19 protein-coding genes and 1 pseudogene are annotated in these 20514 nt (G+C 63.4%); 11 read left to right on the top strand and 9 right to left on the bottom strand.

The window, feature by feature from the left end; translation table 11 throughout:
* Positions 1-53 precede the first annotated feature (53 nt).
* Together AABA86_RS26800 and AABA86_RS26795 are read right to left on the bottom strand one after the other, a co-directional pair.
* Positions 54-1235 carry a c-type cytochrome gene (locus AABA86_RS26800; RefSeq protein WP_445083493.1) on the bottom strand — a complete coding sequence of 394 codons (1182 nt, stop codon included), beginning with the start codon at positions 1233-1235 and terminating at the stop codon, positions 54-56.
* Positions 1236-1365: 130 nt separating this feature from the next.
* The gene (locus AABA86_RS26795; RefSeq protein WP_338308981.1) at positions 1366-3081 is read right to left on the bottom strand and encodes a PQQ-dependent methanol/ethanol family dehydrogenase; all 1716 of its coding nucleotides are present in this window, start codon (positions 3079-3081) and stop codon (positions 1366-1368) included.
* Positions 3082-4002: 921 nt separating this feature from the next.
* On the opposite strand from AABA86_RS26795, the gene AABA86_RS26790 reads away from it, so the two are divergent.
* The 4 genes from AABA86_RS26790 to AABA86_RS26775 all read left to right on the top strand — a co-directional run bounded on the left by AABA86_RS26790 (position 4003) and on the right by AABA86_RS26775 (position 9059).
* Positions 4003-4488 (top strand): (2Fe-2S)-binding protein, encoded by a 486-nt coding sequence (locus AABA86_RS26790; protein WP_018321562.1) that lies wholly within the window; start codon positions 4003-4005, stop codon positions 4486-4488.
* An 83-nt stretch (positions 4489-4571) separates the two neighbouring features.
* Positions 4572-6914: a xanthine dehydrogenase family protein molybdopterin-binding subunit gene (locus tag AABA86_RS26785; RefSeq protein ID WP_338308980.1), complete on the top strand. Its 2343-nt coding sequence runs from the start codon at positions 4572-4574 to the stop codon at positions 6912-6914.
* 15 nt (positions 6915-6929) lie between these two features.
* Complete coding sequence (locus tag AABA86_RS26780) at positions 6930-7730, top strand: FAD binding domain-containing protein (protein WP_338308979.1); 801 nt, start codon at positions 6930-6932, stop codon at positions 7728-7730.
* Between the two features lie 207 nt (positions 7731-7937).
* Entirely contained in the window at positions 7938-9059 is a 1122-nt protein-coding gene (locus tag AABA86_RS26775) for a CaiB/BaiF CoA transferase family protein (RefSeq protein ID WP_338308978.1), read from the top strand.
* Positions 9060-9278: 219 nt separating this feature from the next.
* On the opposite strand, the gene hppD is transcribed toward AABA86_RS26775, so the two are convergent.
* A complete protein-coding gene (gene hppD, locus AABA86_RS26770; protein ID WP_338308977.1) occupies positions 9279-10397 on the bottom strand; it encodes a 4-hydroxyphenylpyruvate dioxygenase in 1119 nt (372 codons plus the stop codon).
* 122 nt (positions 10398-10519) lie between these two features.
* Here hppD and AABA86_RS26765 point away from each other — a divergent pair, with 122 nt between their 5' ends.
* Positions 10520-10999 carry an Lrp/AsnC family transcriptional regulator gene (locus tag AABA86_RS26765; RefSeq protein ID WP_338308976.1) on the top strand — a complete coding sequence of 160 codons (480 nt, stop codon included), beginning with the start codon at positions 10520-10522 and terminating at the stop codon, positions 10997-10999.
* A gap of 72 nt (positions 11000-11071) precedes the next feature.
* Entirely contained in the window at positions 11072-11383 is a 312-nt protein-coding gene (locus tag AABA86_RS26760) for a DUF1272 domain-containing protein (protein WP_338308975.1), read from the top strand.
* A gap of 125 nt (positions 11384-11508) precedes the next feature.
* Here the strand turns inward: AABA86_RS26760 and fahA are convergent, their stop codons facing one another.
* From fahA to AABA86_RS26735, 5 genes are all read right to left on the bottom strand, one after another.
* Positions 11509-12780, bottom strand: coding sequence for a fumarylacetoacetase (gene fahA / locus AABA86_RS26755; protein ID WP_338308974.1), 1272 nt, complete (start codon positions 12778-12780; stop codon positions 11509-11511).
* Between the two features lie 160 nt (positions 12781-12940).
* Positions 12941-14287, bottom strand: coding sequence for a homogentisate 1,2-dioxygenase (hmgA, locus tag AABA86_RS26750; protein WP_212253105.1), 1347 nt, complete (start codon positions 14285-14287; stop codon positions 12941-12943).
* A gap of 2 nt (positions 14288-14289) precedes the next feature.
* Positions 14290-15246, bottom strand: a complete 957-nt coding sequence (locus tag AABA86_RS26745; protein WP_212253103.1) for an MBL fold metallo-hydrolase — start codon at positions 15244-15246, stop codon at positions 14290-14292.
* A gap of 25 nt (positions 15247-15271) precedes the next feature.
* Positions 15272-15496 carry a DUF2783 domain-containing protein gene (locus AABA86_RS26740; RefSeq protein WP_028143901.1) on the bottom strand — a complete coding sequence of 75 codons (225 nt, stop codon included), beginning with the start codon at positions 15494-15496 and terminating at the stop codon, positions 15272-15274.
* Positions 15497-15504: 8 nt separating this feature from the next.
* Entirely contained in the window at positions 15505-17151 is a 1647-nt protein-coding gene (locus AABA86_RS26735; protein WP_338308973.1) for an FAD-dependent oxidoreductase, read from the bottom strand.
* Between the two features lie 110 nt (positions 17152-17261).
* Here AABA86_RS26735 and AABA86_RS26730 point away from each other — a divergent pair, with 110 nt between their 5' ends.
* The 5 genes and pseudogenes from AABA86_RS26730 to AABA86_RS26710 form a co-directional block, all read left to right on the top strand.
* Positions 17262-17804: a MarR family winged helix-turn-helix transcriptional regulator gene (locus AABA86_RS26730; protein WP_212253093.1), complete on the top strand. Its 543-nt coding sequence runs from the start codon at positions 17262-17264 to the stop codon at positions 17802-17804.
* A gap of 85 nt (positions 17805-17889) precedes the next feature.
* Positions 17890-18609 carry a class I SAM-dependent methyltransferase gene (locus tag AABA86_RS26725; protein WP_038973104.1) on the top strand — a complete coding sequence of 240 codons (720 nt, stop codon included), beginning with the start codon at positions 17890-17892 and terminating at the stop codon, positions 18607-18609.
* 232 nt (positions 18610-18841) lie between these two features.
* Positions 18842-19144: a hypothetical protein gene (locus AABA86_RS26720; protein ID WP_152102084.1), complete on the top strand. Its 303-nt coding sequence runs from the start codon at positions 18842-18844 to the stop codon at positions 19142-19144.
* A gap of 4 nt (positions 19145-19148) precedes the next feature.
* Complete coding sequence (locus AABA86_RS26715; protein WP_338308972.1) at positions 19149-19538, top strand: DUF7674 family protein; 390 nt, start codon at positions 19149-19151, stop codon at positions 19536-19538.
* Between the two features lie 98 nt (positions 19539-19636).
* A pseudogene (locus AABA86_RS26710) lies at positions 19637-19726 on the top strand (MarR family winged helix-turn-helix transcriptional regulator); the annotation flags it as partial.
* Between the two features lie 30 nt (positions 19727-19756).
* Here AABA86_RS26710 and AABA86_RS26705 read toward each other — a convergent pair.
* On the bottom strand, positions 19757-20488 hold the full coding sequence (locus AABA86_RS26705; RefSeq protein WP_338308971.1) for a hypothetical protein: 732 nt from the start codon (positions 20486-20488) through the stop codon (positions 19757-19759).
* Positions 20489-20514: the final 26 nt, after the last annotated feature.

The following is a 20514-nucleotide window of genomic DNA, read 5'->3' as shown; positions in this document are numbered from 1 at the left end:
GGATGCGAAACGGCCCCTAGAACATCTCCCCGATGCCGTCCGGTCAAGTCCATTCAGTCGTTCGATTCGGCCTGAACCGTCAGCAGAAAGGCGTAGATGTTGTCGAACTGGCCGTCGGTGAAGACCTCTTTCCAGGACGGCATGCCCTTGGCCGGACGTCCCTCGTGCACCGTGGTCAAGAATTTCTCTCGCATCTCGTCGCCGTAGCGGTGACGCAGCAGCCTCAGATCGATCTTCCGCTCGCTCTGGATCGCGTCGGGACCATGGCAATGCGCACAGGTGCCGTTGAAGATCTCCTTGCCCAGGCCGACAGCTTCGGCATTCGATGCCAGCGCGTCGCCCTTGGTCTCGGTCGCGACGACGCTGGCCACTTGCGCCGCGCCGGTCCCGGCTCCGGTCGTGGTTCCCGCCGGCGTCTGCACGGCATTGAAGTGGAGAGCCTGACCGGTCGGCAGGCCATACTTCGCCTTGAGGTCGGCGATGGTGCGCTCGAGGTCCGGCAAAACCGCATCGATCTGGTCGCGCAGTTCTGTCGAGGCCTTTGCGAAGCCGATCGCCGCGTCCCACGACAGACCTTCGCCTTCGGTGAGCTGAACGCGGTACCGATCCTGGTAGACGGTCTTGTTCAGCCAGCCCGCCACGGGTCCCCAGATAAAGGCGACGTCGGCATTGCCCCGATCGAGCGCCTGCATGCCTTCCTCGGGCGACAGCACCGTCACCTTCTGGATCTCGTCACGCGTCGCCAGGAGGTTTTGCGGTGTGCTGGCGAACTGCACGGCGACCCGCTTGCCCCGGAGATCGTCGACCCCGGAGACCGTCCGGTCCTTTGCGGTCACGAGGGCGTAGCCTTCACGCGCAACCGTGCTCGAGAAGATGACGGCCGGCCCCATGAAATCCTCGGAGCGCGGCAGGCCGATCATGGCGTCGCACTGCTTGCCGAGCAGCGTCACGCGGACGGTGCGCTTGCCGAAATACGACTTGTACCAATCATAGGCGATCGGCCGCCCGAGCGCCCGCGCCAGCGCCTGCCCGATCTCGACATAGAAGCCGGGTTGCGAGGGGCTGTTGCTCGAGAACGGAAGATTGGTCGGGTCGGCACAGAGCCGGAACGGCTTCACTTCGTCGGCGCGGCTTGTGGCGGCTGGCACGATGAGCGCGGAACCGGCAACACATGCAAGTAAAGCTGCGATGGCGCGACGTTTGCTATGGCCAAGGCCAGAACGATTTGGACGCATCCTCACCTCCCGTGGTTGGGCATTGTTGGCGTGACGTTGCGACATGGCCCTGCCTCGGCCGCAACGACGCGATCACACTTCGGGAAAAGAGCGCGTGTATCCCGTCACCCCGGGATACACGCGCCAGTGGTCACTGGACGGAGAACACGAAGAGCGAGCCGCCCTCGGGAGCTGCAGCCGTCATCTTCTTGCCAACCTCGCCCAGGAACGCGGGCAGTGCTGCCGTACGGCCGACGACGATGGCGACGTATTGCTTGCCGTCGACCATGTAGGTCACAGGACCCGCACCGATGCCGGAGCCGAGATTCTTGCTCCAGAGCACTTTGCCGGATTTCGCATCGATGGCGCGGAAATCGCCATGGATGTTGCCGGCGAACACCAGACCCCCGCCAGTGGTCAGCGTACCGCCATTGAAAGGCAGGTCTTCCTTGATGGACCAGACTTTCTTCTGGTTGACGGGATCCCAGGCCACGAGCTCGCCGAGGAAGCCGCCGGGGCCTCCCTTGGTCGGGAATTCGGCGCCGAGATAGAACACGCCGCGCTTGTAGGCGACGTCACTGACCGACCAATCCATGCAGACATTGTTGGAGGGAATGTAGACGAGGCCGGTCTGCGGGTTGAACGACATCGGCTGCCAGTTCTTGCCGCCGATCAGATTGGGACAGATGTCCTTGGCGGGATGGCCGGGGCCCGGACGCTTGTCGGGATCCTCGACCGCGCGCATGGTGGCGAGATCGAATTTCTGCGCCCAGTTCGAGAAGACATACTTCTCCGCCGAAAGAACCTTGCCGGTCTCGCGGTTGGCGACGAAGAAGAACCCGTTGCGATCCGCCTTCATCAGCGCCGGAACGTTGCTGCCGCCGATGTTGAGGTCGGCGAGCACGGCCTCGTTCACGCCGTCATAGTCCCAGGCGTCGGCGGGCGTGGTCTGGATATGCCATTTGATCTTGCCGGTGTTCGGGTCGAGCGCCAGCGTCGAGGCCGTGTAGAGGTTGGTCAGCTTGCCGAAATCGCCATTGCCGGTCGAGCGCACGGCAGTGTTCCACGGCCCGGGATTGCTGGTGCCCCAATACACGGTATCGGTCTTGGGATCATAAGAGCCGACCAGCCAGGCCGCGCCGCCGCCATGCTGCGCGGAATCGCCCTTCCAGGTATCGCCGCCGGGCTCCTCCGGCGTGGGAACGGTAAAGGTCTGCCAAGCGAGCTTGCCGGTGTTGATGTCGAAGGCCTGAAGCGCGCCGCGCACGCCGTACTCGCCACCGCCGAAGCCGGTGATGACCTTGTCGCGCACGACCAGCGGCGGCGAGGTGATGACCGAGCCCTGCTTGTAATCGACCACCTTCGCCGTCCACAGCGCCTTGCCCGTCGCAGCGTCGAGCGCGGTCAGCTTGCCGTCGAGCCGGCCGACGAAGATCTTGCCGTCGGCGTAGGAGACGCCGCGATTGTTGACGTCGCAGCAGGCGTATTGCAGCACGTCGTCCGGAATCTCCGGCTCGTAGGTCCACTTGCGCGCGCCGGTCGCGGCGTCGAGCGCATAGACGTATTTCGGCCCCCATGATGTCGAGACGTACAACGTGTTGCCGATGACGATCGGCGAAGATTCGTTCGAGCGCAGCGATGCAAGCGAGAACGAATAGGCAAGCGACAGCTTGCCGGCATTCTCGGCGTTGATCTGGTTCAGCGGGCTGAACCGCGTGTTGGCGTAGTCATGGCCCGCCACCGCCCATTGATTGGAATCGGATTGCGCTTTGAGCAGTGAATCGTTGGCGCGAACGCCAATCGTGCCGGCGCCCAGGATCGCGATCATCGAAATGCCGGCCAAGAAGCCCCTCGTTCCAAAGGTCATTATTCCCTCCGTGATGTTGCTTTGCGCGCCACGTTGGGCGCCGATGCGCTCTTGCGCTTTTCGATACGCAGTTCACCTGCGAACCATCACGGAAATTACAGCATCGCCCTTTCGCGCTTAGTATAGGCGGAAGGTAGTAGTGCAAATCACTGTCAGGCCTGGCCACTCATCTCGTTGTCGGCACTCGCTTCTTGTCGCTCGTTGGCAGCTCGAAACCAGCGATCGGATTGCGGCAACATCGTGCAGCCATCCGCGCGTTCCGTCGAAAGTCGGCATCCGCGACGGCCACAAATCACGACAACGGTTCAGCCGCGACGGATGGCCGCTGGGCGTTACGATATCCGTCAATGTCACGGTCTCGTTGTCGCTCGCTTTGACCGGCCCGCCTTCAGCACGACGGTAGGCGCGCGATTGGCGAGGCCATCTCGAGAGATCGGCTGTTTCTTCGCGTCCACCGATCGCCAGGGGGTATAGGCGGACTCGGGCAGTCCGCTTCCCGGCAGGCCCCCGAGCCGGCCCGGCTCGTCGCGGGCGATCAGCGCTTCAATGAAATCAATGGCTTACCGCACCAAATCCTACTACCAAGATCGCGATTACAAAGTCGCCCGGCCGTGCTCCTATTTGCGGAACGACGACAAGAATCCCAAGGGAGAGACAATCGGCGGCGCCAGGACCGACATCCGCGGGGCGAGCAGCCTTCGCGCGATGCCAGAGGTGGACGCTGCGGAAAACGAGAGACCATCTCCTTGCAGGTTTCGGACAGGTCGCGCCATGCGCTGGCGGCGGCACGGATCGCTGTTGTCTGATCGCGGCGCCTCGACGACCGTTTCGTGACGCCCGGCGACCCAAAATCCCAGTTGCAAAGTTTCATTGCGCTGTTTCTAATTGGAATAACTACAAACATTCTGGGAGGACGACATCGTGTCTACAGTCAAACTGACAGTGAACGGCAAGGCCGTTGCTGTCGACGTCGAGGACCGCACGCTGCTGGTCCAGCTGCTGCGCGATCACCTCAACCTCACGGGGACCCATGTCGGCTGCGACACCAGCCAGTGCGGCGCCTGCGTCGTGCACATGGACGGCCGCGCGGTGAAATCCTGCACCATGCTGGCGGGCCAGGCCGACGGCGCCAGCATCACCACCATCGAAGGCATCGCCAAGGGCGACGAGCTGCACCCGATGCAGGCCGCCTTCCGCGACAATCACGGCCTGCAATGCGGCTATTGCACGCCGGGCATGATCATGTCGGCGATCGACATCGTGCATCGTCATGGCGGCCAGCTCGACGAGGCCACCGTTCGCACCGAGCTGGAAGGCAATATCTGCCGCTGCACCGGCTACCACAACATCGTCAAAGCCGTGCTGGATGCAGCCGGACGCATGAAGGTCTCGCAGGCGGCCGAGTAGAGCGGCTCGCCTCGAAAAGAACCACGGCTGCAGCTTTCGAGGGAAAGCGCGGTCAAAGAAATTTCCGGTCGGGAGGACCAGACATGGGTGTAGAAGGCATCGGCGCGCGAGTCGTGCGCAAGGAAGACAAGCGTTTCATTACCGGCAAGGGCCGCTACGTCGACGACATCAAGCTGCTGGGCATGACCCATGCCCACTTCATCCGCAGCCCGCACGCGCACGCCAAGGTGAAGGGGATCGATTCCTCCGCCGCGCTGAAGATGCCGGGCGTGGTCGCCGTGCTCACGGGCCAGCAGATTGTCGACGACAAGGTCGGCAACCTCATTTGCGGCTGGGCCATCACCTCCAAGGACGGCAGCCCGATGAAGATGGGCGCATGGCCGGCGATGGCGCCGGAGACCGTGCGCTTCGTCGGTCAGGCCGTCGCGGTCGTGATTGCCGAGAGCAAGAATCTGGCGCGCGATGCGGCCGAGGCCGTCGTCGTGGATTACGAGGAGCTTCCCGCGGTCGCCGACGTCCACGCCGCGATCAAATCAGGCGCGCCGCAGCTTCATCCCGAGGCCCCCGGCAACCAGGTCTATGACTGGGTGATCGGCGACGAGGGTGCCACCGATGCCGCCTTCGCCAAGGCGGCCAACGTCGTGAAGCTCGACGTCACCAACAACCGCCTCGCCCCGAATGCGATGGAACCGCGCGCGGCGATCGCCGATTACGACGCGGCGGAGGAGCATTTCACGCTCTACACGACCTCGCAGAACCCGCACGTCGCCCGCCTCGTGCTGTCGGCCTTCTACAACATCGCGCCGGAGCACAAGCTGCGCGTGATCGCGCCCGACGTCGGCGGCGGCTTCGGCTCCAAGATCTTCATCTATCCCGAAGAGATGGTGGCACTGTGGGCCTCCAAGAAGATCGGCCGTCCCGTGAAATGGACCGGCGACCGGACCGAGGCCTTCCTCACCGACGCGCATGGCCGTGACCACGTCACCCATGCCGAGCTGGCGTTCGACGCCAGCAACAAGATCACCGGCCTCAAGGTGAAGACCTACGCCAATTTCGGCGCCTACATGTCGCTGTTCTCGTCGTCGGTGCCGACCTATCTCTACGCGACGCTGCTGTCGGGCCAGTACAACATCCCGGCGATCCACGCCGAGGTGATCGGGGTCTACACCAACACCACGCCGGTCGACGCCTATCGCGGCGCGGGCCGCCCCGAGGCGAGCTATCTGATCGAACGGCTGATGGAGACGGCGGCGCGGCAGTTGAAGGTCGATCCGGCCGCGCTGCGCCGGACCAACTTCATCACCCAGTTCCCGCATCAGACGCCCGTGATCATGGCCTACGACACCGGCGACTTTAACGCCTCGCTCGACGCTGCGATGAAGGCGATCGACTATGCCGGCTTCCCCGCCCGCAAGGCCAAGGCGAAAGCCGACGGCAAGCTGCGCGGCATCGGCGTGTCCTGCTACATCGAGGCCTGCGGCATCGCGCCGTCGAAGGCGGTCGGCAGCCTCGGCGCCGGCGTCGGTCTTTGGGAATCGGCCGAGGTGCGCGTCAACCCGGTCGGCACCATCGAGATCCTGACGGGCTCGCACAGCCACGGCCAGGGTCACGAGACCACGTTCTGCCAGCTCGTCGCGGAGCGCCTCGGCGTTCCCATCAGCCAGGTCTCGATCGTCCATGGCGACACCGACAAGGTGCAGTTCGGCATGGGCACCTACGGCTCGCGCTCGGCGGCCGTCGGCCTCACCGCGATCCTGAAGGCGATGGAGAAGATGGAATCGAAGGCCAAGAAGATTGCGGCGCACGCGCTGGAAGCTTCCGAAGCCGACATCGTCATCGAGAACGGCGAGTTCAAGGTGACCGGCACCGACAAGGCGATTGCCCTGCCGATGGTCGCGCTCGCGGCCTATACCGCGCACAATCTGCCTGACGGGATGGAGCCGGGTCTGAAGGAAAGCGCCTTCTACGACCCCACCAACTTCACCTTCCCGGCCGGCACCTATATCTGCGAGCTCGAGGTCGATTCCGGCACCGGCAAGACCTCCTTCGTCAACTTCGTCGCGGCCGATGATTTCGGCCGGCTGATCAATCCGATGATCGTCGAGGGCCAGGTCCATGGCGGCCTTGTTCAAGGCATCGGACAGGCGCTGCTCGAGCATGCGATCTACGATGCCAACGGCCAGCCGGTCACGGCCTCGTTCATGGACTACGCCATGCCGCGCGCCGACGACGTACCCTCCTTCAACCTCTCCCACACCACGACGCTGTGCCCGGGCAATCCGCTCGGCATCAAGGGTTGCGGTGAGGCCGGCGCGATCGGCGCCTCTGCAGCCGTGATCAACGCGATCACGGATGCGATCGGCAAGAACAACCTGGAAATGCCCGCAACCCCTGACCGGGTGTGGCGCACGATCCACGCGGCTTAAGAGGGAGGAACGAAGATGTACCAGACCACCTATCATCGCGCTTCCTCGGTCGACGAGGCCGTCAGCCTGTTCGCCAAGGGCAGCGAGTCGAAGTTCCTTGCCGGCGGCCAGACGCTGCTGCCGGTGATGAAGCAGCGCCTCGCAAGCCCCTCCGACGTGATCGACCTCGGCAAGATCAAGGAGCTGCAGGGCGTCGAATTGTCGGGCGACACGCTGACCATCAAGGCCGCCACGATCTATTACGACATCATGACCAATGCCGATGTGAAGAAGGCGATTCCCGCGATCGCCTATCTCACCTCGGTGCTCGGCGACCCCGCCGTGCGTTACCGCGGCACGATCGGCGGCTCGATCGCCAACAACGATCCGGCCGCGGATTTCCCGGCCGCTTTGTTGGCCCTTGGCGCCACCGTGAAGACCAACAAGCGGTCGATCTCGGCCGAGGACTTCTTCCAGGGCCTGTTCACCACGGCACTCGAAGACGGCGAGATCATCACCGCCGTGTCGTTCCCGGTGCCGGCAAAGGCCGGCTACGAGAAGATGCGGCATCCGGCCTCGCGCTTTGCGCTAACCGGCGTGTTCGTCGCGCAGACCAAATCGGGCGAGGTCCGGGTCGCCGCGACCGGCGCCTCACAGAGTGGCGTGATGCGGGTGCCCGCGATCGAGGCCGCGCTGAAAGCGAACTGGTCGCCGGCGGCGATCGACGGCGTCAGCATTTCGGCGAATGGATTGCTGGCCGATATCCACGGCACGGCCGAATACCGAGCCAATCTCGTCAAGGTGATGGCGCAGCGCGCGGTGGCTGCGGCAAGCTGATCTCGTCGCCAGCGTCTCGACACAAATTTTCCGCGGCGCGCACTTCGGTGCGCGCCGTTTTATTTTGGCCGTGCGGCATCAAAAGCGCTTGCCTCGCTGGCATGAAGGCGGGAAAAGTTAATCAGCCGATTAACTCGCTCCAAAGAAGAATGTCAGCGGCGATTGCCGAACCACCGGCATTCGCCCGCGACCCGAGGAAACAACAACGTGCTCGACAAATCAGCCAACGAAAAATCAGAAGGCTCCTCCGTCCGCAGCTCCGGCCCGCTCTCGGGCTTTCGCATCGTCGAATTCGCCGGCATCGGACCCGGTCCGTTCGCCTGCATGATGCTGGCCGACATGGGCGCCGACGTCGTCACGCTCGACCGGGTCGGCGCGAAGAAGAGCATGAAGTCGGTGGCGGGGCGCGGCCGCAAGGTGATCGAGCTCGACCTCAAGGACAAGGCCGCGATCGCTGAGGTGCTCGACCTCTTGGCCAGCGCCGATGCGCTGGTCGAGGGTTTTCGTCCCGGCGTGATGGAGCGGCTCGGCCTCGGGCCGGACGTCGTGCTCGCGCGCAACCCCAAACTGGTCTATGGCCGCATGACCGGCTGGGGCCAGGAAGGCCCGCTCGCCAATGCCGCGGGCCACGACATCAATTACATCTCCATCACCGGTGCGCTCGCCGCCATCGGCACGAAGGAAGCACCGGTGCCGCCGCTCAATCTCGTCGGCGATTTCGGCGGCGGCGCGCTCTATCTCGTCGTCGGCGTGCTTGCAGCGCTGCTGGAGGCGCAGCGGTCCGGCAAGGGCCAGGTCGTCGATGCCGCGATGTGCGACGGGGCGGCATCGCTGATGTCGTTCTTCTTCGACATGACGACGATGGGACGCTGGACCGAGGGGCGCAACCAGAACTTCCTCGACGGCGGCGCGCATTTCTACGGCGTCTATGAATGCGCCTGCGGCCACTTCGTTTCGATCGGCTCGATCGAGCCGCAGTTCTACGCGCTGCTGCGCGAGCACGCGGGCCTCGCCGATGCCGATTTCGACGCGCAGATGAACCCCAAGGCCTGGCCGGCGCTGAAGGAGAAGCTCAAGGCCGTGTTCAAGAGCAAGACGCGCGAGGACTGGTGCAAGATCATGGAAGGCACCGACATCTGCTTCGCGCCGGTGCTGACCATGTCGGAAGCGACCAAGCACCCGCACATGGTCGCGCGCGAGGTCTTCATCGAGCGCCACGGCGTGAAGCAGCCGGCACCCGCGCCAAGATTCTCGCGCACGCCCTCGACGGTGCGCGAGCCGGAGGGAGCGGAGATCGGGGCGGTGACGAAGGCGTGGGCGGGGCGTTAGACTCTCTGCTGTCGCGTCAACCTCCGCCGTCGTCCCGGACAAGCGCGCCACAAGCGCGCGCAGATCCGGGATCCATAACCACAGGATTGTGTTTGGCGAAGACTCGGGGTTGGCGCTCGCTCTACAACGCGACCCTGGGGGGTATGGATCCCGGATCTGCGCTTACGCTTGTCCGGGACGACACCGATGATGTGGCGGCAGGCGTCTCACGCGCAACGCTTACGCCGCCGTCTCCACCTTCAGCACCCCGCGCCGGATCTGATCCTCCTCGATCGATTCGAACAGGGCCTTGAAATTGCCCTCGCCGAATCCGTCGTCGCCCTTGCGCTGGATGAACTCGAAGAAGATCGGACCGATCGCGTTGGCCGAGAAGATCTGGAGCAGCACCTTGGTCTGGCCGCCCTCGACCACGCCTTCGCCGTCGATCAGGATGCCGTTCTTCCGGAGCCGCGCGAGATCCTCGCCATGCTCAGGCAGGCGCGTGTCGACCTTCTCGAAATAAGTCTCGGGCGGCGACGGCATGAAGCGCAGGCCGGCGTCGCGCAGGCCTTCGATGGTGCGGTAGATGTCGCGGCAGCCGCAGGCGATGTGCTGGATGCCCTCGCCGCGATAGGTCTTCAGATATTCCTCGATCTGTCCGGAATCGCCGGCGTCCTCATTGATCGGAATCCGGATCTTGCCGTCCGGGCTGGTCAGTGCGCGCGAGAACAGGCCGGAAGCGCGGCCCTCGATGTCGAAGAAGCGGATCTGGCGAAAGCTGAACAGCTTTTCGTAGAAGCCGGCCCAGACATCCATGCGGCCGCGGTGGACGTTGTGGGTGAGGTGGTCGAGATAGAACAGGCCGGCGCCGGCTGGCCGCGGATCGCGTGCGCCGAGCCATTCGAACTCGGCCTCATAGGCCGAGCCCTTGGCACCGTAGCGATCGACGAGATACAGCAGGCTGCCACCGATGCCCTTGATCGCGGGCACATCGAGCGTCTTCTGCGCGGATGACACATCGGCAGGCTCCGCACCGAGCGAAATCGCGCGGTCATAGGCCGCCTTCGCATCGACGACGCGGAACGCCATCGACGGCGCACACGGGCCGTGCGCGGCGACGAACTCGTAGCCATGCGTGCCGGGCTCCTCGTTGACGAGATAGTTGATGTCGCCCTGGCGGTAGACCGTGATTGTCTTGGTCTTGTGGCGCGCGACGGGCGCATAGCCCATCAGCTTGAACAGCGCGTGCAGCTCTTCCGGATTGGGATGCGCATATTCGACGAACTCGAACCCGTCGGTGCCCATCGGATTGTCGGCGGTGATCGTGGCCGGCGGTGCATCGTGCGGAAACGGACCCATGGTGCTCTCCCAAATGGCTGCTGGGAAGGAATTATCCTTCATGAGACGCGCAAGAAGCGTGCAAACGGGACGGTATTTGACTATCCTATGCATGATCTGTGCATGGAATGGACAAAACACACATGATTCAGGTTGACGCTTTTGACCTCAAGATCCTGGGCGCACTCCAGGACGACGGCCGCCTCACCAACCAGGAGCTGGCCGACCTCGCGGGACTTTCGGCCTCGCAATGCTCGCGGCGGCGGATGCGGCTGGAGGAGGAGAAGGTGATCGCGGGCTATCACGCCGATCTCTCCAGCGAGGCGCTCGGCTTCGGCGTGATCGCCTTCATCCAGGTGGGGCTTGCGACCCATTCGCCGGACAATTCCAAGCGGTTTCGCGCGCTGGTGAACCGGATCGACGAGATCCAGGAGGCCTATTCGCTCACCGGTGATGCCGACTACGTGCTCAAGGCGGTGCTGCGCGATCTCAAGGGCCTCTCCAACCTCGTCAACGACGTCTTGATGCCGCATCAGAGCGTAGCGCATGTGCGCTCCTCGATCGTGCTGGACAGGCTGAAGGAGAGTTCGCGGCTGCCGCTCAAGGAGATCAAGAGCGGCTGAAATCGAGGGAACTACGTCATTCGCGCTCCACGCGCGGTCTGCGATGATCCCAGCCAATCCGGAGATTCAGCCATGGCCCTCCAGCTTCGACCGAACTGCGAATATTGCGATTGCGATCTGCCGCCGGATGCCACGAACGCGCGGATCTGCTCCTATGAATGCACGTTCTGCGTGGACTGCGTCGAGACCAAGCTGTCCAACGTCTGCCCGAACTGCGGCGGCGGCTTTGCGCCGCGCCCGATCAGGCCGACGCAGGAATGGCGCGCGGGCGTGTGCACGAGCAGGCAGGCGCCGTCGGACAAGCGGGTGCATCTGAAATACAGCGTCGAGGACGTCGCGGCGCATTGCGCGCGGGTGCGCGACGTGCCGCCGGAGAGGCGGTAGGTCTCTCCACGGCGTTGATGCTTAGGGTGGGTTAGCGCAGCGTAACCCACCACGTCTGCGACCGCGGACACTGAAGAGGTGGGTTACGCTGACGCTAACCCACCCTACAAGACAGGAGCGCGCGGCTACTCCGCCGCCAAAATCGTCCCCTCGACCTCGCCGAAGCCCACACGATAGCCGCTGCCCTGGCACCAGCCGCGCATGACGAGGCTATCGCCATCCTCGAGGAACGAGCGCCTGGCGCCGCCGGGGAGCTCGACCGGCTCGGTGCCGTTCCAGCTGATCTCGAGCAAGCTGCCGCGCTGGTTCTTTTCTGGACCGGAGATGGTGCCGCTGCCGAGGAGATCGCCGACATTCATGGCGCAGCCGGAGGAAGCGTGGTGCATCAGCTGCTGCACCGAGGACCAGTACATGTACTTGAAATTGGTGCGGCTGATGCTGGCGGGCGCGTTGGCGCCGGCGGCGCGCAAGGAGACGTCGAGGTCGACATCGTAATTCTGCGGCTTGCCCTGCCTGAGATAGTCGAGCGGCACCGGCTCCTGCTCCGGTCCCTTCAGGCGGAACGGCTCCAGCGCCTCGCGCGTCACCACCCATGGGCTGATCGAGGTCGCGAACGCTTTGGCGAGGAACGGGCCGAGCGGCACGTATTCCCATTGCTGGATGTCGCGCGCGCTCCAGTCGTTGAGCAGCACGAAGCCGAAGATCATCTCCTCGGCCTGGCTCTCCGTCAGCATGCCACCCATCGGCGAGGGCTGGCCGACGACAACACCCATCTCCAGCTCGAAATCGAGCCGCTTGCATGGCCCGAAGCTCGGCACCTCCACATTCGGCGGCTTCAGCTGCCCGCGCGGCCGTTTCACCTGGGTGCCGGAGACCACGACCGTGGAGGCGCGGCCGTTATAGGCGATCGGCATATGCAGCCAGTTCGGCTGCAGCGCATTGTCCTTGCCGCGGAACATCACGCCGACATTGGTGGCGTGCTCCTTGGACGAGTAAAAATCGGTGTAGCCGGAGACGGTGAAGGGCAGATGCAATCTCGCATCGCGCATCGGCACCAGCGCGCGCTTGCGCAGCTCCTCGTTGTCGCGCAGCTCCGGATGATCCGCGCGCAAAAGCTCGCTGACCCGTGCCCGCGTCTTCGTCCAGACCTTCGGACCCAGCGTCATGAACGGATTGAGCGAGGCCCCGGAGAATACGCCGAGCGGGCCGACCTCGAGCCGGCAATCCTGCTCGAGCTCCCAGAGATCGAGCACGTAATCGCCGATCGCAACGCCGACGCGCGGCGTCGGATTGGCCGCGGTCGAGAACACGCCATAGGGCAGGTTCTGAATCGGGAAGTCGGAGGAAGGATCAATCTCGATGAAGGAGCGGAGGCTGGGGTCGTTGGGATGGGGCATGGGTTTCCTGCCGGAGTTGTTGACGGTTTTTCCGCTGTCATTCCGGGGCGCGCGGAGCGCGAGCTAAGATGCGCAATTGCGCATCTGAGAATCCATACTCACGATCGTGGTTATGGATTCCGGGCCTGCGCCTTCGGCGCATCCCGCAATGACGAAAGGACTACGGTTTGCTCGGATCGAACCGCTTCTCCAGGCCCTTCCAGCAATCCGCGTAATCGTCCTGCAGCGTGGACGCGTTCGCGGCATGCGCGGTGACGCGCTGCGGGTAGCGGGTCTCGAACATGAAGGCCATGGTGCCCGTCAGCTTCACCGGCTTCAATTCGCCGTTGCTGGCATGCTCGAAGGCGTCACGATCGGGGCCGTGCGGCAGCATGCAATTGTGCAGGCTCATGCCGCCGGGGACGAAGCCTTGCGGCTTGGCATCGTAGACGCCGTAGATCAGGCCCATGAACTCGCTCATGATGTTCATGTGATACCAGGGCGGCCGGAAGGTGTTGTCGGCGACCATCCAGCGCTCGGGGAAGATGACGAAGTCGATATTCGCGGTGCCCGTGGTCTCCGACGGCGAGGTCAGAACCGTGAAGATCGAGGGATCGGGATGATCGAAGCCGATCGCACCTACGGGAGAGAAGGTGCGCAAATCGTATTTGTAGGGCGCGTAGTTGCCGTGCCAGGCGACGACGTCGATCGGCGAATGCGGCAAGGTCGTCTTGAACAGCGAGCCGCCCCATTTCACGAACAGCTCGGTCGGCGTGTCCTTATCCTCGTAATGCGCCACCGGCGTCAGGAAATCGCGCGCGTTGGCGAGGCAGTTGGCGCCGATCGGCCCGCGCTCCGGCAGCGTGAAGGCACCGCCGTAATTCTCGCAGAGATAGCCGCGTGCCGGTCCGTTGGGAATCTCGACACGGAACTTGACGCCGCGCGGGATCAACACGATCTCGCCAGGCTCGGCGTCGATGCGGCCGAACTCGGTGACGAGGCGAAGATTGCCCTGCTGCAGCACGAACATCAGCTCGCCGTCGGCATTGTAGAAATGCTGATCCACCATCGATTTGGTGATGAGGTAGACATGCGCGGCCATGCCGGCCTGCGTGTTGACGTCACCCGCCGTCGTCATGGTCTGCACGCCCTGAACGAAAGTCACATCGTCCTTCGGGAGCGGCGTCGGGTCCCAGCGCATCTGCGCGATCGGCAGATCGTATTCGTGACACGGCGCCGAACGCCACAGGCCGGCATCGAGTTTCTCGAAGCGGCCGGAATGCTTCACCGAGGGGCGGATGCGATAGAGCCAGGAACGCTCATTGGTGCCGCGCGGCGCGGTGAAGGGCGAGCCGGAGAGCTGCTCGGCGTAGAGCCCGTAGGCGCAGCGCTGCGGCGAGTTGCGCCCGATCGGCAACGCGCCCGGCAGCGCCTCGGTCTCAAAACTGTTGCCGAAGCCGGACATGTAGCCCGGGGTGACCTGCGCCGTGCTGCGGACGATCTGATCGGGCGAGGTGTTGATGTTCATGACTATCCTCCTCCTTGCAGGGCCGCCCACATGTCCTGGTCGCGCTTGTCGGTCCAGATCACGGGATCGTCGATTCCCGACGCCTCGTCATAAGCGCGCGACACGTTGAACGGCAGGCAGTGCTCGTAGATCGCGAAACTGTGGAATTTCGGGTCCATCACTTCGCGCGTCGCAGCCATCGATTCCTTCAGCGTGCGCCCCTTGGCGACCGAGATTTCGGCCGCGCCATAGAGCGAGGTGACGAAGTCGCGCGTCATCGCAATCGCCTCGCGCACCGTGGCCGCACCCTTCAGCGCATCGCCGCGGCCCGGCGCGATCGCCTTGGGATTGAAGTTGCGGATCTCGTTCAGCGTCATCGGCCATTCGCGCAGATGCGCATCGCCACAATAGCAGGCCGAGTGATATTCGATGAGATCGCCGGAGAACATCACTTCGGCATCGGGCACCCAGGCGACGATGTCGCCGGAGGTGTGGCCGGCCCCTAACTGCATCAGTCGCACCTCGCGCTTGCCGAGAAAAATGGACATCTCGCCTTCGAAGGTCAGCGTCGGCCAGGTCAGGCCTGGGATGCTTTGCGCATCCTGGAACAGCCGCGGGAAGCGGCCGTATTCGGAATCCCAATCCTGCTTGCCGCGCTCCTCGATCAGACGATAGGTCTCCTGCGAGGCAACGATGCCTTGCGCCTTGTAGGCGGAGGCGCCGAGCACGCGCACGGCGTGATAGTGCGACAGCACGACATATTTGATCGGCTTGTCGGTGACAGTCTTGACGCGCTCGATCACCTTGTTCGCCATCGCCGGCGTCGCCTGCGCGTCGAACACCAGGCAGCCGTCGTCGCCGACGATCACGGCCGTGTTCGGATCGCCCTCGGCGGTGAAGGCATAGAGATCGGTGCCGATCTCGGAGAAGGTGATTGTCTTCTCGGCGAGATCGCCGGTGGATGCGAAGTTCTTCGCCATCAATTCGTCCTTTGAGTCTTTTGGGTTATTGTTGTTGCTGTTGCTGCTGCTGACCGTCGATCATGCGGCGCTTGGCAAGCTCGATCGCCTCACGCAGCACATCGATCTCGCCGATATGATTGGCGAGGATCAGCACCAGCGCCGCATCGAAATCGGCGCTCTGCTCCTCCGTGAGCCCGCGATGCGCTTCGACGATGGCGCGAAAGGCATCGTCCGGCCGCGCAAAGTTGGAGCTGGTGGACAACGGCATGCGAAACCTCAATTGAGACCTTGAGCCTGCGACAACGCCGCCGCGATCGCGGCGCGCGTCGGATGGCGGAAGCGCGCGGCGACATAGCCGTCGGGCCTGAGCAGATAGGCAGCGCCCGGCGCGGCGTCATAGCGCTTTGCGACGAGGCCCGAGGGATCGGCAAGTCCGCCCTCGCCACCGATGCGAACATCCTTGACCCCGTCGGGCACATCGATCGCCGTGCCATTGCTGAACGACAGCAGGGTGAAGTCCGTTCCACCCTTGCGGAAGGCGTCCGTCAGATAGGCCTGCTCGGCGATTGGTGCGTCGAGCATGGAGCAGCCGGGAGATGGTCCGCCGCGCCAGGCATCTGCATCCGGCGATGACAGCGGGGAATCGTAGCTGCACGGCACCGAGAGCCGGCCGCCATTGACCATGCGCTTGCCGAACTCGGTTTCCTTGGCGAGCGACAGCACCGCCTTGCGCAGCCGCGCTTCCTGATGCGAGTTCGGCGCCATGAAATCGGTCGAGCGGGTGGATTCGCGGATGTTCTCGTCGGCCGCCAAGCTGCGCTCGACATGATAGCTCTCGAGCAGGCTTGCGGGCGAAGTGCCGCGCAGCACGCGGTCGAGCTTCCAGGAGAGATTTTCGGCGTCCTCGAGCCCGGAATTGGCGCCGCGGGCACCGAACGGCGAAACCTGATGCGCGGAATCGCCGGCGAAAATCACCCGGCCATGGATGAAGCGGTCCATCCGCCGGCACTGGAATTTGTAGAGCGAGATCCACTCGAACTCGAACTTGTCGTGGCCGAGCATGCGCGCGATCCGCGGCCGCACATTCTCGGGCTTCTTCTCGACCACGGGATCGGCGTAGCGATTGAGCTGAAGATCGATGCGCCAGACGTCGTCGGGCTGCCGATGCAGCAGCGCGGAGCGGCCGGCATGGAACGGCGGATCGAACCAGAACCAGCGCTCGGTCGGGAATTCCGCGGTCATCTTGACGTCGGCGATCAGGAACTGGTCCTCGAACACCTGTCCCGCGAACTCGGCGCCGACCATCTGCCGCAGCGAGGAGCGCGCGCCGTCGCAGGCGATCACATGTTGCGCGTGCAGGCGATAGGCACCGTCGGGTGTCTCGATCGTCAGCGCCACGCCGTCGTTACGCTGCTCCAGCGCCGTCACCTTGTTGCGCCAGCGCAAGTCGATCTCGGGCAGATCGCTGATACGATCGACCAGATAGGCTTCGGCGTAATATTGCTGGAGATTGATGAAGGCGGGCCGCTTGTGGCCGTCCTCGGGCAGGAGGTTGAACTGGTAGAGCAGGGAGTCCCCGTGGAAGATCCGGCCGACGCTCCACACCACGCCCTTGGCGACCATACGGTCGCCGACGCCGAGCCGGTCCCAATATTCCAGCGACCGCTTCGAGAAGCAGATCGCGCGGGAGCCCTCGCCGATGCGGTCGGCGTCATCCAGAAGGACGACGCGCTGACCGCGCTGGGCAAGATCGATCGCGAGCGACAGCCCGACCGGGCCGGCGCCGACAACCACGACCGGATGCTCGGCCGGATTCTGACCGGGACGATCCTGATCGGGGTGACGGCGATAGCCGAATTGGGCTTTGGCCTGATGCGTGTTGACCTGATGTGTCTTGACCTGAAGTGGCTTGGCCTGCGCCATACTCGAACCTCGGCTATGGTCAGGAGAGCACTGATCTGCTAGATAGTCTCACGTGCAACTATTTTGGACCGGAGCCGGCCGGCCGTCAACTGGAATTCGGAGCGCGCTCCTTGGCGAGGACATCTGGCGATATCGCACTGAAGGCACGCGAAGCCGATGAGGCCTCGGCGCGGCCAAAAGCCCGACTCGATCTGTTCAAGTTCGTGCCGTTCCGCCTCAACCGGCTCGCAGCCGAGGTCAGTTCCGCGCTCTCGGTCGAATATCAGGAACGGCATGGCCTCGACATTCCGGCCTGGCGCGTGATCGCCACGCTCGGGTTCCGCAACGATGCCTGTAGCGCGCAGTACATCGCGCAATGCACCCGCACGCACAAATCCACCATCAGCCGCGCGGTGACCACGCTGCTCAGCGAGAGCATGATCGAGCGGGTCGAGAACGAAGCCGACCGCCGCGAATTCCGCCTGCAACTGACGAAGAAGGGCCGCGCGCTCTACGAGGAGCTGTTCCCGCAATTGCTGCGACGGGAGGACGAGATCCTCGCCTGCCTCTCCGCGCAGGAGCGCAAGCAGCTCTCGGCGCTGCTCGGCAAGATCGAGGAGAGTCTCGATCTGATCCAGACCAGCAAAGAGGCCGACGCCAAGCAGGCGTATTAGGGACTCATAGAGGCGCAGACGTCGGCTTTTGGGAGTCCGGTTGAGAGAGCTTGGTAGGCCCGTGACGGCAGTGGCGTATATAGCGATGCTACTTGTGGCCTTTGCTGCAGCTCGCGCATACGCGGTTGACATGGGTTATCTGGCTCCCCCCGGAGTCGCTGCAAACGAGTTTCCCTCACCGCAGCGCCCTGTCGCACGAATCGTCAGCCCGCGCCGCTCCGCCGAAGAGCGCCGCGACGCCCTCAATGAGGCCGGTCAAATCGCACGCGTTCTTGAACTGAAACCAGGTATGACAGTCGGTGACATTGGAGCAGGCAGTGGCTACCACACGGTCAGGCTCTCGCACCTCGTCGGACCCGCCGGCTCTGTCGTTGCCCAGGACGTCACGCGAGATTACCTCGTCGAACTCGCCAGGCGAACAAAACTTCTGAAGTTGACGAACGTGCAATTCGCGCTCGGCGAACCGCACGACCCGCGTCTGCCCGCTTCCTCGCTGGACGCCGCAATCCTTGCGCATATGTATCACGAGATAGCCCAACCCTATGCCTTCCTCTACAATCTCGCGCCCGCCTTGAAGCAGGGTGCACGGGTGGGAATTGTCGATCTTGAGCTTCCGACGTCGAAGCACGGCACGCCAATTGAGCTCTTGCGCTGCGAATTAACTGCCGTCGGCTATCGCGAGGTCGCCACATCTAAGCTCGCAGGGGACGGAGGATACCTGGCGATATTCTCTCCGCCGGAGCTAGCGGCTCGAAAATCTCCCCGCGATATCGTTGCTTGTGTGGATCCTGCCGGCACTCGTTGAAACCATATCTGCCGCCCGTCTCAGAGGCTGAACGGGTCCGAAGAAGGCGGCAGACCGGAAGTCGCCGGCTGAGACTCAAGCCGGAGATTTTGACCCGTTGCGGACTTAGGGCTCTCCTGTCAATGTTCCTCATATGGCATCCGGCTTGGAAAAGGCTCGACGAATGGATTTGCGGCGCGCGACCGCCACGCGTGCCGATCCGCGTCCTCGGCCCCCTCGTCCAGAGCTATCGTTGCAAGGACGCAACTATCTCATAGCCCATGCCTGTTTCGCGTGCCGAAAATCGTGGAAGGTTCGGGCAAATGCGAGCACTGTTTGCCCGCATTGCGGTTCTTGCCTTCATGAAATGGGCCGCGCGTTCAGGGCTCCGAAGCGGACCGATGCCGAGCAATGGCTGAAGGTGGAGGCCCTCTGGTCAGCAGGCTTCCGCTTCTGGCACTACGCCGGTGCGCAGCCATTGCCAGAACGATTGCGGGATGTTGAGGACTTCATTCGCCGCAACCCGGAGCATCCGGCGCGCATCGCGCGCGTGTGAGCGCATGCCTACGGACCGTAAATATCTTGACCGGATTGCTGATCTAGCGCCTCAATTGAGAGAGTCGCTCGCTACGCTGAAGGCGGAGTGGTCACCTGAGGTGGTGCCAATAACTGTAGCTGGCGGCGGATTGGCACAGGCTCTCATCGAGCATTTTGAGCAGCTGCCAAAAGACACGGTAAGGTCCGTTTTTGAACTCTGCGAGCAGGTGCTAGACAATGGCTCTGCCGAAGAACAGGCCGCCTTGTCGACGGGCTTTCTTGAAACATTGCAGCATGCGGACGGCGGGAGATTATTCGATTTTAAGGCACTGATTAGCTATCTCGGACCAAAGTCCAAAGAGCATTGCTTAGCGATGGACGAGTTCTGGAAAGTTACAACGCGCGGATTGTAGGGGGTCCGCTTGTGGCCCGGCTCGGACCTCCGACGATGTTCTTTTCGAGCGGCATTCCGAAGCATAGCGGACACGAGGCCTGCCTGAACTGAGCCGCAAGAGCGCTCTCGGCGCTGCTCGGCAAGATCGAGGAGAGTCTCGATCTGATCCAGACCAGCAAGGAAGCCGACGCGAAGGAAGCGTATTAGGGCGCAGGCTGACGCGCCAACATTCCGCGACTAGTCGACAGCGCGATCGGAGACTCGAGCCTGGACGTCACTGTCTTCCGACGTCATTGAGACACTCGTCGCCCCGGTTTCCTCCTCCGCTGATAACGACGGTGGCTGGGGCTGATCTTCGGCGCGGGTACCGCGGAAACGGCGATGCAGTTTCTCACCCTGGTCGAAAATGATGTTGAGCAGCCATCCTGCGATTGGTCGCGCGATTGCACGAAACGGCCTGGCGATGATGAAACCGCCTTTGACATTGTCGATCGGGAACGCCAATGCGTTGATCAGGGTATCGGCGGTAACGTACCGATAATTTTCCGCCAGATGCTCGGTGTTCATCAGCATCTGGAGGGCAGGCTTGTCATTCTCACCGTCGATCAGGATCATCGAGGAAAATTTATCGTCCGAGCCGGTTAGTGCATTGGCCTCTGCGGTTGTGAGGGGATGCAGGCGTACCACGCCGGCTTCGGTCTGCTGGCGGTAGTGCACGGCCAGCGTAAGCTCGCCCATCTGCACCGCGGCAAGCAGCGTATTGAGATAGTCAGCATTAAGCTCCGGCTTCTCGAAGCTGACGCCCGGGACCATTTCGATGATATCGAGAATGCGCCCCAGATCAGCGGCGGCCGCGGCGCGGCTGGCAAGACTCGCGGCCAGGTCGGCAATTGCCCCGGAAGCTTTCGAGAAATGCCCGCTGACGCCTTTCACGGCGTCAGCGGCAAGATTTTTGAGTTTTGAAAGCACGCCCAACACCTCTGTGAATGTCAGAC

It is taken from the genome of Bradyrhizobium sp. TM233 (assembly GCF_036247965.1).
GTDB classification, from domain to species: domain Bacteria; phylum Pseudomonadota; class Alphaproteobacteria; order Rhizobiales; family Xanthobacteraceae; genus Bradyrhizobium; species Bradyrhizobium ottawaense.
This window is presented reverse-complemented; position numbering and strand designations above follow the sequence as displayed.

Excerpts from the sequence above, each read along its gene's own strand:
- AABA86_RS26735 (WP_338308973.1), bottom strand. The coding sequence starts at position 17,151 with ATGGCGCAGGCCAAGCCACTTCAGGTCAAGACACATCAGGTCAACACG.
- AABA86_RS26745 (WP_212253103.1), bottom strand. The coding sequence starts at position 15,246 with ATGGCGAAGAACTTCGCATCCACCGGCGATCTCGCCGAGAAGACAATC.
- AABA86_RS26715 (WP_338308972.1), top strand. The coding sequence starts at position 19,149 with ATGCCTACGGACCGTAAATATCTTGACCGGATTGCTGATCTAGCGCCT.
- fahA (WP_338308974.1), bottom strand. The coding sequence starts at position 12,780 with ATGCCCCATCCCAACGACCCCAGCCTCCGCTCCTTCATCGAGATTGAT.
- AABA86_RS26760 (WP_338308975.1), top strand. The coding sequence starts at position 11,072 with ATGGCCCTCCAGCTTCGACCGAACTGCGAATATTGCGATTGCGATCTG.
- AABA86_RS26800 (WP_445083493.1), bottom strand. The coding sequence starts at position 1,235 with ATGCGTCCAAATCGTTCTGGCCTTGGCCATAGCAAACGTCGCGCCATC.
- hmgA (WP_212253105.1), bottom strand. The coding sequence starts at position 14,287 with ATGAACATCAACACCTCGCCCGATCAGATCGTCCGCAGCACGGCGCAG.
- AABA86_RS26740 (WP_028143901.1), bottom strand. The coding sequence starts at position 15,496 with ATGCCGTTGTCCACCAGCTCCAACTTTGCGCGGCCGGACGATGCCTTT.
- AABA86_RS26785 (WP_338308980.1), top strand. The coding sequence starts at position 4,572 with ATGGGTGTAGAAGGCATCGGCGCGCGAGTCGTGCGCAAGGAAGACAAG.
- AABA86_RS26795 (WP_338308981.1), bottom strand. The coding sequence starts at position 3,081 with ATGACCTTTGGAACGAGGGGCTTCTTGGCCGGCATTTCGATGATCGCG.
- AABA86_RS26780 (WP_338308979.1), top strand. The coding sequence starts at position 6,930 with ATGTACCAGACCACCTATCATCGCGCTTCCTCGGTCGACGAGGCCGTC.
- AABA86_RS26725 (WP_038973104.1), top strand. The coding sequence starts at position 17,890 with ATGCTACTTGTGGCCTTTGCTGCAGCTCGCGCATACGCGGTTGACATG.
- hppD (WP_338308977.1), bottom strand. The coding sequence starts at position 10,397 with ATGGGTCCGTTTCCGCACGATGCACCGCCGGCCACGATCACCGCCGAC.
- AABA86_RS26765 (WP_338308976.1), top strand. The coding sequence starts at position 10,520 with ATGATTCAGGTTGACGCTTTTGACCTCAAGATCCTGGGCGCACTCCAG.